General features: G+C 73.5%; 6 protein-coding genes. 1 reads left to right on the forward strand and 5 read right to left on the reverse strand.

The window, feature by feature from the left end; translation table 11 throughout:
• Positions 1-2: 2 nt before the first annotated feature.
• The 3 genes from AC4BEG_RS32315 to AC4BEG_RS32325 form a co-directional block, all read right to left on the reverse strand.
• Entirely contained in the window at positions 3-329 is a 327-nt protein-coding gene (locus AC4BEG_RS32315; RefSeq protein WP_490703208.1) for an acyl carrier protein, read from the reverse strand.
• Positions 326-4,960 carry a beta-ketoacyl synthase N-terminal-like domain-containing protein gene (locus AC4BEG_RS32320; protein WP_490707275.1) on the reverse strand — a complete coding sequence of 1,545 codons (4,635 nt, stop codon included), beginning with the start codon at positions 4,958-4,960 and terminating at the stop codon, positions 326-328. Before AC4BEG_RS32320 ends, AC4BEG_RS32315 begins: the two co-directional genes overlap by 4 nt.
• A gap of 71 nt (positions 4,961-5,031) precedes the next feature.
• Positions 5,032-12,357 (reverse strand): SDR family oxidoreductase, encoded by a 7,326-nt coding sequence (locus AC4BEG_RS32325; protein WP_490703209.1) that lies wholly within the window; start codon positions 12,355-12,357, stop codon positions 5,032-5,034.
• Between the two features lie 360 nt (positions 12,358-12,717).
• Between AC4BEG_RS32325 and AC4BEG_RS32330 the strand changes: the two genes are divergently transcribed.
• On the forward strand, positions 12,718-13,659 hold the full coding sequence (locus tag AC4BEG_RS32330) for an NAD-dependent epimerase/dehydratase family protein (RefSeq protein WP_490703210.1): 942 nt from the start codon (positions 12,718-12,720) through the stop codon (positions 13,657-13,659).
• 16 nt (positions 13,660-13,675) lie between these two features.
• On the opposite strand, the gene AC4BEG_RS32335 is transcribed toward AC4BEG_RS32330, so the two are convergent.
• On the reverse strand, positions 13,676-14,935 hold the full coding sequence (locus tag AC4BEG_RS32335) for a vWA domain-containing protein (protein ID WP_490703211.1): 1,260 nt from the start codon (positions 14,933-14,935) through the stop codon (positions 13,676-13,678).
• Positions 14,932-16,194 (reverse strand): AAA family ATPase, encoded by a 1,263-nt coding sequence (locus AC4BEG_RS32340; protein WP_490703212.1) that lies wholly within the window; start codon positions 16,192-16,194, stop codon positions 14,932-14,934. Before AC4BEG_RS32340 ends, AC4BEG_RS32335 begins: the two co-directional genes overlap by 4 nt.
• Positions 16,195-16,250: the final 56 nt, after the last annotated feature.

Below are 16,250 nucleotides of genomic sequence, written 5' to 3' on the forward strand. Positions count from 1 at the left end.
CGTCAGCTGCCCCCTTCGGCGGCCCGTAACTTCCGCACCACATGGCCGACCAGGCGTCCCACCGTGAGGTCGATGATCTCGTCGAGCTCCAGGTCGGCCACGAACTCGGCGAAGTTGACGTGTTGTCCGTACCGCGCCTCCAGGCTGCCCGCCAGGGCCACCAGGTCGATGCTCTCCAGCTCCAGGTCCTCGGTGAAGCGGGTCTGCATGGTGATCTCGATGTCGTCGACGCCGTATTCGTCGAGCATGGTCCGGAGCATCCCCGCGATGTCCGCGAGGACGGACCGCTCGTCCGCCACGGGTGGGGCCGTCTGCTCACCGATGGTCACAGTGCGTTCTCCTCGTTGTTGTCCACCGTGCCGGTCGTCCAGGCCACGGCGTAGTCCCTGACCGGCAACCCGGGTGGGTTGGCCGTCTCCGCGCACCGCATCCGGTAGCGGCGCGGCGGACCGGAATCCGCGGACACCTCGGCCAGCAGCCACCCGGGCCCGGCCGCGACCACGGCCGTCTCCGGGGCCCGGCCGGGTGCCGGTGCGGCCTCCGCCGCGGTCACGGCCCGGTGGGCGGCGCGGAAAGCCGCCGCCCACCGGGCCTCGGACACACCGGTCGCGTCGCACACCGCGGCCAGCGCCTCCCGTTCCCGGTCCGCCACCGGGGCCCCTCCGTCGGTGTCCCCGACCGCCTCGATGCCGATGCCCAGCAGCCCTCGGCCGCCTGGGGGGCGGGGGCGCACCAGGGCCACCCCGGCCTCGGCTCGGTGCGCCAGGGACACCTCCAGCTCCGGCACCACCCGCCCGTGCACCCCGGTGGCACACGGGCGCCCCCGCTCGTCCTCCTGGATCCTGATCTCGGCCGGGAAGACCGGACCCTCCCCGTGCTCCCAGAGCCACTGCCGCACCGCGTCCTTGGCCGCGATCCGGCCGAGCAGCCACTGTCTGCGGCCGCGCGGCGCGTGGCGCTCGTACTCGGCGCGCTCGGCCGCGCCCAGGTGGTTGCGCATGATCAGGTCACGGGACGCCAGATCGGGCCAGCGTTCATGGACCAGCACCCAGCCGCCGGGGCGGGTGCTCGACAGTGTGTTGCGCTGCGGGAAGCGCTGAGCCGCCACCGTACGGGGGTGGTTGTCGAAGCGGCGGTCCTGCCAGCCGTCCAGCTCCGCCCACACCACGCCACCGACGTGGAGCTGCATATCGGCCTCGAGCGTGGTGTCGCTCAGCGACACGATCCGCACCACACACTCCAGTGCGGTCCCCGGTGCCGGTGGCGGCCCGAAGAGGCGCAGCCGGCGCAGCGCGACGGGGAAGACCACGGTGCGCTCGGTGCGGGTGGCCATGATCCAGTAGCCCAGGAGCTGGCCCACGTTGTCCAGCAGCGCGCCGGGCGCGGAGGGTGCCGTGATCGTGCCGCGCAGATGGGACGCGCCGATGGCGGTGAGCCGGGTGAGGCCCTGGAACGCGGGGCCGTGGAACATCCACCGCTCGCGGTACAGCTCGGCCGCGGTGTGATCGGGGGCGCGTTCGTCGGCGGGATCCGTACGCCACGGGGCGGGGCGGTCGGCCGGATGGCCGGAGGCCGTCTCCACCACCCCGCGCGCACCGTCCCCGAACGCGACCTCGAACCCGTCCGGACGGCCGGGGGAGGGCGTCACGGTGATGGGCACCTCGACCGGTGGCGCGGCCGCCACCCACTGGTCGAACCGCGCTCCGTGCACGGCGACCGCCCGCTGCCCGGGGGCGGCCCGTTCCGCCGCGTCCATGAGGTGTTGGAGGATCGTCGTGGCCGGGACCACCGGTCTGCGGTCCGTCTCATCGGGCCAGCCGGGGCGTTGCGGAAAGAAGCAGTGATCGAGCAGATAGGGCATGGTGCGGGTGGAGATGCGCAGTACGGTGTGCGTCGTGTGCCGCTCCGCGCGTGGTTCCACGACGCGCTCCGTGCTCCGTGGCGTGGCGGGTGCGGCCGAAGGATGGCCTGCCGTGGCGGGTGTGACCGGAGGATGGCCTGCTGGGGCGGGACGGGCGGCGGCCGCGGCGATGACCTCCGCCGCCGTGTCCGCCGTCTCGCGCAGCAGCGCGTCGAGTTCGGCGGCCATGGGGTGATGTCCGGCGAGGGTCCCGAGGCCGTCCGGCGTCGTCCGGCCGTTGGCCGCCGCGGGGGACGGCCGGCCGGCAGCGAGCTCCGCCCGCAGCGCGTCGGCGTCCCGTCGGCCGAGCGAGACCAGGGAGCCGCCGAGGTCGAGCCGCGCCGGTGGCAGCGACGCGGTGGCCCGGAGCTTTCCGTGGCCGACCGTGGCAGGTCTGGGCAACGCGGGGTCGACGCGGGCGCCTTCGGTCCACAGCGCGGTGGCCACCCGGCGGAGCTGGGCGACACCGTCACGGCGGGCCGAACCCGCCGCCACCACCAGGTGGTCCCTGCCCTGGAGCGTGTCGCCGATGAGCGAGGCCAACTGCCCGGTGCCCACCTGGACAAAAGCCCGCACCCCCGATGTGTGGAGTGCCTCGGTCAACGCGCGGAAACGTACCGGCTCCAGCAGATGGCGCACGAACAGTTCACGCACCGCCGCCTCACTGTGCGGATAGGGTGCGGCCGTCGTCGCCGACCACACCGGAGTGGCCGGGGCCAGCAGCTCGAACCGTCCCACGCTCTGCTTGATGGGCTCCAGATAGGGCGCCAGCATCGGGGTGTGGAAGCCGGACTGGAACGGAAGCAGCTGCGCGACGACCCCCTCGGCGCGCATCGCGGTGACGAACTCCTCGACGGCGGCGCGTGGTCCGCACACCATCGACTGATGCGGGGCGTTGTCATGGGAGAGCACCGTCCGCGCGTACGGCCGCTCCGCGAGGGCGGCCACCACCCGCTCGGCGGAGGCGCCCAGGGCGGCGAAGGCCAGGCCGGGCACCCGGAGCGCATCGGGGTCGAATGAGTCGAGGAAGGCGTCGACAGCCTCCCCGGAGCAGAGCCCGCCCGCCGCCATGGCCGTCCACTCGCCGATGCTGTGGCCCGCGAGCGCGTCCGGCACCAGGCCCATCCGCCGCAACGCGCGGTCGAGGAGCCGCCCCACCGCGAAGACACCGACCCCATGGCGACCTACATCACCGACCCGCGCCGCTTCGGCGGAGGCGGGGGCGGCCGCGTCGGGAAGCCCGAAGTACGCGGCGACGTTGTTTACTTGGGGCGCGAACTCCGCCTCCAGGCCGGGGAAGACGAACGCCAGACGGCCCGCCCCGCCGTCGGGGTGTCGCTCTCCGCCCTCGCCGAGCAGCGGGACAGGGGTGAACCAGAGGTCGCCGCGACCACGCCACGCCCGGCCGCCGGTCACCACCCGCCGGGCCAGGGCCAGCCGTTTGGCGGTCGGCGCGACGATGCCGAGCCGGACGCGGCCCGGTGTGCGGTGGTCGGTCGATCCCACGGCACGCAGGGTGGCGTCGTCCGCCGCGAGCAGCTCGCCCAGGGCCTCCGGGGTGGCGGCGGCGAGGGCGAGCACGGGCTCGGGCTCGGTCACGGTGCCAACAGAGGCAGCGGCAGTGGCAGTGGCAGGGGCAGGGAGCGGAGTGGGGGAGGGGCCGGAGCGCGCTGGCGGGGGCGCCTCCTCCAGCACCACATGCGCGTTGATCCCGCCGAATCCGAAGGCGTTCACCGCGGCCCGGCGCACCCGTGCACCGGGGCCGGTCTCCCAGGGCTCGGCCTTGTCAAGGGTGCGGAAGCGGGTGGCCGCCAGCGCGGGATGAGGGTCGTCACAGTGCAGCGTCGGCAGCAGGTGTCCGTAGTGGAGGGCCAGCGCGGCCTTGACCAGTCCGGCCGCACCCGCCGCGGGCATGGTGTGACCGATCATGGACTTCACCGAGCCGATGACCGCCCCCTCGGTGGTGTCTCGAGGAGGTCCGAACACCTCGGCCACAGTGGTGAGTTCGGCCCTGTCCCCGGCCGGTGTGCCGGTGCCGTGTGCCTCCAGCAGCCCGATCGCCCCGGGCTCCCGCGGGTCCAGACCGGCCGCCCGCCACGCCTGCCGCACGGCCCGGGTCTGGCCGTCGCTGTCGGGGGTGGCCAGACCCGCGGCGCGGCCGTCGCCCGCCACCCCGGTGCCCCGTACGACCGCGTAGACACGGTCCCCGTCCCGCACGGCGTCGGCCAGCCGTTTGAGCACCACAACACCGGTGCCCTCGCCGATCAGCACTCCGTCGGCCGCCCGGTGGAACGGGCGGCTGCGCTGACTCGGCGACAGCGCGCGCAGCTGCGTGAACACACTCCACAACGTGATGTCGTGGCAGTGGTGCACACCGCCCGCGAGCATCACGTCGCACCGGCCGGAGGCCAGTTCGGCCACGGCCTGGTCGACGGCGACGAGCGAGGAAGCACACGCGGCGTCCACCGTGTACACGGGGCCGCGCAGATCGAGCCGGTTCGCCACCCGGGAGGCGGCCAGGTTGGGCACCAGCCCGATGGCCGCCTCGGGGCGATCGGGCCCCAGCCGCTCAACGAACGCCGCCCGGACCCGGTCCAGTACGTCGTCCCGGAGTCCGGGCAGCAGTTCCGCGAGCGTATGCGTCAACTGATGTGCGGTACGCACCCGTTGGTCCAGCCGGGCGAGCCCCGGGGTGAGGTAGCCACCGCGTCCGAGGACCACGCCCACCCGCTCCGGAGCGGGCAGCCGGTCCGGGCCGCCCGCGTCGTCCAGGGCCTCCGCGGCCACCTTCAGCGCGATCAGCTGATCGGGCTCGGTACCGGACACCGAGGACGGAGTGATCCCGAACCGTACGGCCTCCACCTCGGCGAACTCGTCGACGAACCCGCCCCGTCGGCAGTACACCCGGTCCGGTCCCGCCGTACCGCCCCCCGCGCTCCCGGGGTCGTAGAACGACGCGTCCCACCGCCCGTCCGGGACATCGGTGATGGCGTCCACGCCATCCAGCAGGTTCCGCCAGTAGGCGGCGAGCCCCGGGGCGCCGGGGAACAGCACGGACATCCCGACGATCGCCACCGGCGGGACACGGCCGTCCCCGGCAGCCCCGTCCGCCGTACCGCCCGCGGCCCCGGTCACCAGCGCGAGGCGGTGCAGACGACGGCACGGACGGACCTGTCGCCCCAGGCCAGCTCGCGCAGCAGGGCCAACGCGCCCTCCTCGGGGTCGATCAGCGCGATGCCACGCCGGGCGTACGCGCGCGCCAGCTCCGGGGTCACCATCCCGTGGTGTGCGCCCGTGGGCGCCCACGGGCCCCAGTGCACGGTGAGCGCCCGGCGTCCGGTGCGGGCCGCCCACCGGGTCCCGATGGCCTCCAACGCATCGTTGGCCGCCGCGTAGTCGACCTGTCCGCGGTTGCCGGACACCGCGGAGACACTGCCGAAGAGCACGGCGAACGAGGGCTCGGCCGAGACCTTGTCCAGCGCGTCCAGCAGTGTGCTCGCGCCGTCCGTCTTGGTGCCGAACACCCGCTGGAAGGACTCGGCGGTCTTCTCCTCGATCAGATGGTCGTCGATCACACCGGCCGCGTACACCACGCCGTCCAGCCGTCCGTGGTCCGCGTGGATCTCCTTGACGGCCTGGAGGACCGCCCCCGCGTCGCGCACGTCCACCGACCGGTACCGCACCCGGCTGCCGAGGCTCCGTAACTCCTCTGCCGTGGCCGCCACTTCGCGTGCGCCCAGGATCCGGGTGGCCTCCCGCTGGATCTCCGCCGGTGTCCGGCCCCCGCCCCGGGCGGCGAGCGCGGCGCGCAGCGCGGGCTCGTCCCGGGCACCGGCGGTGGCCGGATCCTCGGGACCAACGGGTTCGGGGGTACGGCCCAGCAGTTCGATCCGGCAGCGGGAGGCGGCCGCGAGCGTGGCGGCGAAGCGTGCGGTGATGCCCCGGCCACCGCCGACCAGGACCACCACCGCGTCCTGGTCGAGCCCCAGGGCCGCGGCCTCCGCCGCGCCATCGCCGGCGGGGCCCGCGCCCGATGTGGCGAGCGTCCCCGGCGCGCTCTCCACCGCCTGGAGGCCCTGCCGCCCAGTGGCGGTGCGCAGCACGACCGGTGCCCGGTCCTCGGCGGCCACCTCGTCGAGCAGCGCGTCGGCGACGGCGGCCGCGGTGGCCGTCCCGTCCGTGAGGAAGTCCGCGGGGAAATCTGCGGGGAAGTCCGTGGGGAACTCGACAACCGCCGCCGCGATCCCGGGGAATTCCTTGGCCACCGTGCGGAACAGCCCGCGCAGCCCGGCCGGACGGAGGTCGAGCGGATCGGCGCGGCGGGTGGCCAGCAGCCATCGCGGACCGCGGCGCAGGGCCGCCTGGACGACGGGAAACGCGCCGGGCAGTACGGGCGCGCCGGAGCCGGTGAGCGGGTCGAGCAGGATGACCCCGTCCACCCGGCCGTCGCCTTCGTCCAGCAGGTGTTCCGCGTCGAACACCACGGCCTCGGCGCCGTACCCGGTCAGCCGCGCGGTGAGCGCCTGGGCCACGTCGTCGTCGGCGCCGAGCAGGACGAAGCGGGTGCCGGACAGCAGCGCGGGCGCGGTGGCGGCGGTGTCGGGAGCGGTGAGCGGCACCGGGCGCAAGAGGAACCGGCGGGGGGCCGTTCCCGTGATGGTGTCCGAGGACTCCGCTGCCTTGGCCGCGGCGTGGGCCTCGGTGGGTGGGGCGGGGACCTCGGTGGGTTCGGCGGGGACCTCGGTGGGTTCGGCGGCGGTGGGCGAGAGCCGGGCGGTCAGCCAGGTGGCGACGGCCATCGCCGTACGGGCCTTGGCCAGCTCCTCCAACTCCTCGTCACCGAGGGCGTCCGTACCGGCCATGCCCAGACGGCGGGCCAGCTCTCCCGCGATCTCGGCCCGCTTGATGGAGTCGATGCTGAGATCGGCCTCCAGATCGAGATCCGGCTCGATCATGTCGAGGGGGTAGCCGGTGCGCTCACCGATGATGTCCGAGACGGCACGGAGCACCTCCTCCACGGTGTGTTCCCGGGTGGGCGCTTCGGTGGCTTCGTCGGCGGGCGGTGGCGTTTCCACGGGGACGGGCGAGCCCACGGCAGCCGGTGCGGCCACCGGCGCCGAGATCGGCACGGGAACGCTCTCCGGTGCGCTCGGCCGGGCGTCCGGCGTGGCACCGAGGTACGTCAGCAGCACATCGCGCTGCGCCGCGACCATCTCCCGGCTCGCCTTCAGGAATTCGGAGACCAGGGCGTCCCGGTCGCCCCGCGCGCCCTCCGTGTGTTCCGCCTGGCTCACCGTTGCCTCCACAACACGTCGGGCCGGTGCGAGCGCACCGGGGAGAAGTTCACCGGCGACGGTGCGGACCAGCTGCCCGTCGACCGTCCAGCCCGCCCGGCGCGGCGGATCACCGCGTCCGGCGTCCACGGCGTCCCGGCCCCGGAACATCCAGCCGGTTCGCACCGGCAGCCCGGCCACCGCAAGTTGGGCGAGCGCGTCGAGGAAGCCACGCAGCCCGCCCGTACCGTCCCGCGCACCGTCGCAGGCGACGGCGCGGTGCGGGCGGTCGCCCAGGACCGCGCCGACGAGCTTGGTGAGCACCGTGCCAGGGCCCGCCTCGACGAACACCCGGGCGCCCGCCGCGTACATGGCCTCGATCTGCTCCATGAAACGCACCGGTGCGCCGATCTGGGCGGCGAGTTCCGCCCGGATCGCGTCGGGGGCCGGGCGGTGCGGGGTGGCGGTGCGATTCGCCCACACCGGGAACTCCGGTGGCTCCACCGCCTGCCGGGCCAGTGCCTCGGTGAAGCGTGCCGAGGCGCCCGCGACCAGGGGGCTGTGGAAGGCGCAGGCCACCGGGAGGGCTTTCGCCGAGTGTCCGGTGTCCCGCAGCATCCGTACCGCCTCGGCCACCGCCTCCTCCGGCCCTGAGATCACGGCCTGGCGCGGGGCGTTGTGGTTGGCGAGGACCACCCGCTCCTGGAGCCCGGCGTCCCGCAGTACCCGTAGAACGTCCTCGGCCGGTGCCGTCACCGCGGCCATGGCCCCGGGAGTGTCCCCCGCGGCCGCCACGATGGCCGCCGCGCGCTCCGTACTCAGCTCCAGCAGAGCATGTGGGGTGAGGGCTCCCGCAGCGCAGAGCGCCACCAGCTCCCCGTAGCTGTGCCCGCCCGCCATGTCGGGCACCACACCGGCGGAGGTGAGCAGGTCGTACGCGGCCAGCCCGGTTATACCGAGGGCGGGCTGTGCCACCCGGGTGTCGGTCAGCGCGGCCCGCTGTGCCGCCCTCCCCGCCGTGTCGAACGCGGCGGCCGGATAGAGCACATCGGCGTGGGCACTGCCGAGTTCCAGATGGCGCTGGAGCTCGGGGAAGGCGATGAAGTGGCCGCCGAACATCCCTGGCCGCTGACTGCCCTGGCCGGGAAAGAGGAAGGCCACTTTGCCGGTGCTGTCGCTGTCCCCGGTGCTGTCGCTGTCGCCTGCGCCATCACCGTCCCCGATGTGGCCTGCCTCCGGTGCTCCGGCGCGATGGATCCCGGCCGCCGGGTCGTGCTCGCCCGCCAGCACCCGGCGCAACCGTGCCGTCAACCCCGCCACGTCCTCGGCCACCACCGCCACCCGCACCGGCGTGGGGTCGGCGTCCGACCGCCGGGACGCGGCCAGCGCCAGATCGCGCAGCCGCCACGGCCGGGTGCCGGTACCGTCCGCGGTTGCCAGCCTCAGGAGGTCCTCCACGGCGCGGAGCGCCGCCGCGCGGTCGGCGCCACGGAAGGTGAACAGCTCCGCGGGCCAGGTGCGGAGACCGTGCGGCGGGGGAGCGCCGCCGTCATGGGCCGCCACGACCACATGGAAGTTGGTGCCGCCGAAACCGAATCCGCTGACCCCCGCGACCCGTTCGGCGGCGGGCGCCCCCCACGGCCGGGCCTCGGCGGGAAAGGAGAAGGGACTGCTGTCCCCGTCCCAGGCGGAGTTCGGCCGCTTCAGATGCAGGGTCGGTGGCTTGACGCCGGTGTGCAGTCCCAGCACGGTCTTGATCAGACCCGCCAGGCCCGCGGCGCATTTGGTGTGCCCGATCTGGGACTTCACCGAGCCGAGCGCACAGCTGCCCGGACGGGCTCCGGAGGCGCCGAACACCCCGGTGAGGACGCTGAGTTCGGTGCGGTCCCCGACGACCGTTCCCGTGCCGTGGGCCTCGATCAGACCGACGTCCGCGGGTGAGACACGGGCGTTGCGGTACGCACGCTCCAGCGCAGCCCGCTGCCCCTCGGGACGTGGCGCGGTCAGTCCCAGCGAACGGCCGTCGCTGGAGCTGCCCACCCCCTTGATCACCCCGTAGACGCGGTCGCCGTCGCGTTCGGCGTCGGCCAGCCGCTTGAGCACCAGGCATGCCACGCCCTCGCCCAGGACGATGCCGTCGGCGGAGCTGTCGAAGGTACGTGACCGGCCGGTCGGGGAGAGCGCGTGGACCGACGAGAACAACATGTAGTCGGTGATGCTGTTGTGCAGATCGGCGCCGCCGCACAGAACCGTGTCACTGGTGCCGCCGACCAGCTCCTTGCACGCCACGTCCACGGCGGCCAGTGACGACGCGCACGCCGCGTCCACGGTGTAGTTGGCCCCGCCCAGGTCCAACCGGTTGGCGATCCGCCCGGCGATCACATTGGCGAGCATGCCCGGGAAACCGTCCTCGGTGAGCGCGGGCAGCTGCTCCGCCACACCGCGCGGCACCTCGCCGAAGTACGAGGGGAGAACGGCCCGCAGCGTCTGCGCGTGGGACAGATCGCTGCCCGACTCGGCCCCGAACACCACGGAGGTGCGAGCACGGTCAAGGGCACGGCCGCCCTCTCCAGCACCGTATCCGGCGTCCTCCAGGGCCTGGCGCGCGGCCTCCAGCGCGAGCAGCTGGACCGGTTCGATACTGCCCAGCGAGGCCGGAGGGATGCCGTAGCGCAACGGGTCGAAGGGGATCCGGGGCAGAAAGCCGCCCCAGCGGGAGTTGGTGGCGCCGGTGCTTCCGTCCCCGTCCGCCCTGTAGTGGACGGCCGGGTCCCACCGCTCGGCGGGCACCTCCGTCACGGCATCCACGCCACCCACCACCTGGGCCCAGAACGTGGCGAGGTCGGGGGCCTGCGGAAACATACAGGCCATGCCGATCACGGCGATGTCCAGCGGCGGTGGCGCCTGCGGTTCCCCACCCCGCCGCTCCGCACCGGTACCCAGCCGCTCGCGCAGCTCGGCCGTACTCCGGTCGAGGAAGTTCGCCGCCCCGGAGGTGACGGAGTGGTGCAGCGCGTCGACGGTGGTGGTGGCCCAGCGCAGCACGGCCACGTCCCCGGCCATGAACATCCCCTCGGCGAGCTGACGGTCCTCGCCGACCGCCACCAGCCCTCCATCGGGGCCGCGTTCGACACCCTTGCTGGCGATCCGCAGCCGGCCGACGTTGAGGCGCTCCAACTCCTCCCACATCCGCCGATCCGGTGTGCCGCGCTTTCGCAGCCCTTCCCGGACGGTGTGAAAGCTGTCGGCGTACGGGCTGATCACACACCGGGTGGCATGTCCGGGTGCGGTCTCCAGCAGCGCGGTGCGCCGGGCGGCGACCACCTGGCGCTGGAACAGCGGCTGCACGGCGCCCTGTGCCACGGCCTCCTCGGTGAACAGGTAGGCGGTGCCCATCAGCAGGCCCACGGCGCCACCGCGCCGGGTGAGCGGGGCGGCGAGCGCGGCCACCATGGCGGCCGACCGCTCGTCGTGGATGCCACCGGCGAAGAACACCTCGATGCGATGCCCTTGGCCCGTGTCGTCCACGCGGTCCGCGCCGTCCGCGCCGTTCGCTGCGTGCGCGCCCGCCGCTCCGTCCGCTCCGTCCGCACTGTCGAGGAAGTCCTCGATCACCCCCAACTGCGCCTCCCACAGCGGGAAGCTGTTCCTCGGGCCGACATGCCCGCCGCACTCCGAACCCTCGAAGACGAACCGGCGGGCCCCGGCCCGCAGGAACTGGCCGAGCAGCCCCGGCGAGGGCACATGCAGAAAGGTGGTGATGCCCTCCCGTTCCAGCGCCACGGCCTGGGACGGCCGTCCACCGGCGATGACGGCGTGGCTGGGCCGGACCTCGCGTACGGCCTCCAGTTGGGCGTTCCTGATCTCCTCGGGTGCGAAGCCGAGCACACCCACGCCCCAGGGCCGCCCCGCCATGGCGGCCTCGGCCTCCTCCAGCAGCAGGCGCGCCTGGTCGTGTCCGGCCAGGGCGAGCGCGATGAACGGCAGCGCACCGCCGTCGGCCACGGCGGACGCGAACCCCGCCTGGTCGCTGACCCGGGTCATCGGGCCCTGGGCGAGCGGCAGCCGGGTCCCGGTCGTACGGGTCATCGGCGAACCGGGCCGCAGCACCGCGCTGGGCCCTGACGCCCGGCCGGGCCGTAACGCCCCATCAGGCCGTAACGCTTCATCAGGCCGTAACGCTTCATCAGGCCGTAACGCCTCATCAGGCCGTAATGCTGCATCGGGCCGTAATGCCGCGTCTTGCGACGCCTGTGGGGCGGAACCACCGTGACCTCCCCCGTCTCCCTCCTCCCGCCCGTCCGCCACCGCTCCCGCGTGGCGGATGGCGTCGGTGATGGCCCGGACCGTCCGCGCGGCATCCCGCCAGCGCTCGGCGAACCGTGCCGCGAGGAAGCCGTCCTGGCCGACGGGGAGGGGGCGTACCCCGGGCGCGGACACTCTCCGCCGCAGAACGCGGTGGCCGTCGGTCACGACGGTCTCCGAACCGTCCATGGAGCGGATCGCGGCCACGCGCTCCTCGGGAAGCCCGCATTCGGCGAGCAGCGACAGCTGGCTGTCCAGCACGACACCGGCGGCTCCCGCCACGACGGCGGCCGCCGCCGTATGCGGGCCGATGCCACCGCACGCCCACACCGGTACGGTCATCTCCGGGTCGGCGAGGAGTCGTTGGAGCAGTACGAAGGTGCTCAGCTCGCCCACTCGGCCGCCGCTCTCGCAGCCCCGCGCGATCAGGCCGTGGGCCCCGGCCGCGACGGCGTCGAGAGCCTCGTCCGGGGAGGTGACCTCGACGAGCACCCGGTGGTGACGCGTGATGTCCTGGACCGCCCACGGAGCGTCCTGGCAGAGCACCACCGTATGCGGCCCGTTCGCACCGGCGGCCCGTGGATCCGGGTCCACGGGCCGCGTGTTCGCATCGGCCGCCCTGGGAGACGCACCGGCAGGCGGTGCGGTCAGATCGGTGGGTGCCAGTCGGCAGCCCGCCGCCACCCGGACCCCGAAGCGGCCGTCGCCCACCCATAGCCGGGTGCGTTCCAGCGCGTCCCGCGCCTGACGGCCACCGGCACCCAGATCGAGCACACCGAGCCCACCGGCGCGACTGATCGCCGCCGCGAGTCTGGCGTCCGGTTCCCCGAAGGGGGTGACACCGATGACAAGATCCCCCACGTGAACAGCGGACGCCATGTCTTCTCCCGAGAGGTCGATAACGCTGGGAAAAGGGACAATTCGAGCACGTTTCGACGGAGCACCGATCCGGGCGGCGAGGATGTCACTTTCGTGTTCAACCGGGAAGAGGCAGGGACGAATCATGTGTGATTCATGAGTGTTCGGTCGCCGGAGGCGCCGTTGTCGCGCTATCCGCCCGATCCCGCCCGGCCGGTCCGGAGTGGACGCCCCGCACCCCGGACCGGGGGCCGGTACCGGCCCCACCTGCCATGTTGTGAGCCCGGTCGCTGTCCGTCGCGGCCCGTCCGTGCCGCCCTTCCCCCGGCGGACCAGCCGGGGACCGGCACAGCGTCATGCCCCTCGCGCTAGTGTGCGCCTGTGAGCTTTTATGTCGTTATCGGATCCGGGCCCGCTGGCACGGCCACTGCTCAACTCCTGGTCGAACAGGGCCATTCGGTACGGGTCATCACCAAGTCGGGCCGCGACCCGGAGCCCGGCATCGCCCATGTCGCGATGGATGCCAGGGACAGCGAGCGGCTGATCGCGGTCACAGAAGGGGCGGCCGCGATCTACAACTGTGCCGCGCCGCCCTACCATCGCTGGGCGAGTGAATGGCCGCCGCTGGCCTCGTCGACCTGCGCGGCGGCCGAGGCGACCGGGGCCGTCCTGGTCACATTGGGCAACCTCTACGGCTACGGTCCGGTGGACCGTCCCATGACCGAGGAGCTGCCACTCGCGGCGACCGGCCCCAAGGGGCGGGTACGCGCCGCCGCGTGGGAGGAGGCGCGAACGCTGCATGAGCGGGGTCGTATCAAGGCGGTCGAGGTGCGGGCCTCGGACTTCTTCGGTCCCGGTGTGACCGACGGCGGGCATCTGGCCGCGCGGGTCATGCCACGGCTGCTGCGCGGCAAGCCGGTCTCCGTGCTCGGGGATCCGGACGCCCCGCACAGCTGGACCTATCTCCCCGATGTGGCCAAGGCCCTGGTCGAGGTCGCAGACGAGGAACGGGCCTGGGGACGCGCCTGGCACGTCCCCACGGAGCCCGCGCTGTCCATCCGGGGGATGGCCGACCGCCTTGCCGCTCACGCGGGAACGGGGCCGGTCGCGGTGCGCAGGCTGTCGCCCGCCGTCCTCGGTGTCATAGGCGTCTTCTCCCCGCTGATCCGTGAGCTGAAGGAGATCCGGTATCAGTTCGACCGCCCGTTCACCGTTGATTCCAGCGCCTACGAAGCCGAGTTCACGGTCCGGGCCACCCCCGTCGATGAGCAGGTCAAGGCGACGGTGGACTGGTGGCGTGAGCGACTGGCCACCACCGGGTGACCGGTGCACCCGGTCCTCACCGGGCGCCGGAATCCGATCCGATGACCACCACCCGGGCCCACTCGGGGGGTGAGTCCGGCACGTAGTCGGGATTGTCCTCGCTCCACGACCGCGTGGAGTGCTGTCGAGGGAACAGACCCACCACCGTCCGGCACGGTGGCCGACTGGTGGGCCAGGGCGTCTGTCCGTCGGTCAGGGCCACGATGGCATCCGGTCGGGGCCGGCTCCGGAGCGCCTTGGCGAAGCCCGTGCGCAGATCCGTCCCGCCACCACCCATCAGCGGAATGCCCTCGGCACGGCACAGCGGGTGCACAACCCGGGCCGCCGTGTCGCACGGCACCACGGTGACCAGGTCGCGACGGCCGCCCACGGCCCGGGAGATCGCGGCAACCTCCAGCAGGGCACTGCCCAGTTCGGTGTCACTGACCGACCCGGATGTGTCGATGACCACGGAGACCCGGGGCGGCCTTCGCCGAAGGCTCGGCAGCACAGCGCCGGGCACCCCGGCCGAGCGTCGCGACGGTCGGCCGTAGTGGTAGTCCTCGCCCGCGCCGGGGCCGGAGGTCGCCGAGCGGACCGCCGCTCCCAGAAGCTCCCGCCACGGCTGTGGTGGGTGGAACACCTCCTCCGCCCAGCGCCGCCACCCCCTCGGGGCGTTTCCCGGACGTCCGGTGATGCCCTGTGCCACCCGGAACCGCACCGCGTCCCGTTCCTGCTCGCTGAGGCCGTGTGCGCCGTCCGGTCCCAGGTCCCAGTCCCGTTCCAGCCCATCGGCGCCACTGCCGCAGTCGAGCCAGGCCAGGTTCTGCGTACGCGGTCCGAGCCGGAACTGACGCAGGTAGTCCTCCATCAGCTCCCCGTCGCTCAGCGCCAACGCCCCTGGATCGACCGCGGCTTCGGGCCGCACCAACCCGTCGCCGTACACATCGTCGTTGATCTCGCAGTCCGCGGCGATGTTCATCCGCAGCCGTTCCGCCGGACCGGTCAGCCCGCGCTCGCGCGCGACCCGGTCACCGCGTCCGTGGTGGTCACGCAGCAGATGCGACACCTCGTGCACCCATACCCCGGCCAGCTCCTCCACCGGCGTCCGGTCCACGAACGCCGGAGAGACGTAACACCGCCAGTGCCGGTCGACGGCCATCGTGGGCACCTGACGCGATTCCACGGTGTGCAGGGCGAACAGCGCCGTCGCCAAGTAGGGCCGCACCCGCGCCGCGTGCAGCCGGGCGGCGAAGAGCTTGTCGCGGTCCAGCGTCCCCGGTGTGTCCGTGGTCATCGGCCGCCCCGCGCGGTGACGGCGGCCCGGGTCGCCACGTGGTCCGCACGCCGGGACACCGTCACCGCCCCGGCGAGCCGTTCGATCGACGCGGGCACCTCCCACGCCTCCCTGCGCAGTGTGGCGAGCGTGGTGGCGGGGACGACCACCAGGTCCGGAGCTCCGGTCTCCACCGCCCGGACCAGCAGCGTCCACGCGGCGTCCCAGCGGGACTTCTCCGGGCGCTTGCGGACCGCGTCCACCACTGCGTCCAGCACGGCCTGGCGCAGATCCCCCCGCTCGGGCAGGACACCACCGGCAGGGTCGGCGAGCAGTACTTCGGGATCCGGCAGGTCCATCCGGTCCAGAGAAGCCAGCAGTTCCAGCCCCGGACCGTCCCCCACCGTGCCCCGCACCAGAAGCGACAGTACGTCCCGGGAGGATCCGGCCGCGGTCGCGAAGGCGATCAGGCACAGGGTCATCTCCCAGCTCCGAGGGGACGGCCAGGGGCCGCCCCGGCGGCTCTCACTGCTGGGCAGCCGGTGGACCAGCCCAGGGCGCGCGGTGAGGAGCCCGCACACCGCGCGGCGGGCGAAGGCCACGGCCTCCGGCAGCTTCTCCCGGTCGAGCCGGGGCAGCGTTGCCCGGGGCCATGTCCCGCCCAGGCCGCGTACCACGACGTCGTGGTCGTGGGTCCACTGAAGATGAACGAACCGGTTGGCCAGGGGCGGGCTCAACTCCCAGCCCTCGGCCGCCGAGGACCGGGGATTGGCGGCCGCCACGATCCGGACGCCGGGCGGCAGTCGCAGGGTGCCGATCCGCCGCTCCAATACGAGACGGAGCAGGGCGGCTTGCACGGCGGGCGGCGCCGTCGACAGCTCGTCGAGGAACAGCAGTCCCCGTCCGGCCCTTACCAGTCGCACCGCCCAGTCCGGCGGGGCCATCGGGACACCGTGTGCCGCGGGATCGTCGCCGATGATGGGCAGCCCCGAGAAGTCGGACGGCTCGTGCACGCTGGCGATCACGGTGGTCAGCGGAAGGTCCAGGGCCGCGGCGAGCTGTGTCAGGGCCGCGGTCTTGCCGATCCCCGGCTCACCCCACAGCAGCACGGGCAGATCGGCGGCCACGGCGAGCGTCAGGGCCTCCAGCTGTGTGTCGGCGCGCGGTTCGGTGGCCGAGTCGCGCAGCAGGCCCAGCAGCTCCCCGGCGACGTCGAGTTGGGCGGCGGAGACGGGGTCGGTGAGATGGTCGGTCGTGGCGAACGGGGTCTTCATGGGCATGTGTCATCACCTCAAGGCTCGTAGTGATCCAAGTGATCCGAATGAGTGGCGGGAGC

The organism is Streptomyces sp. JLBJ103 (genome assembly GCF_058215575.1).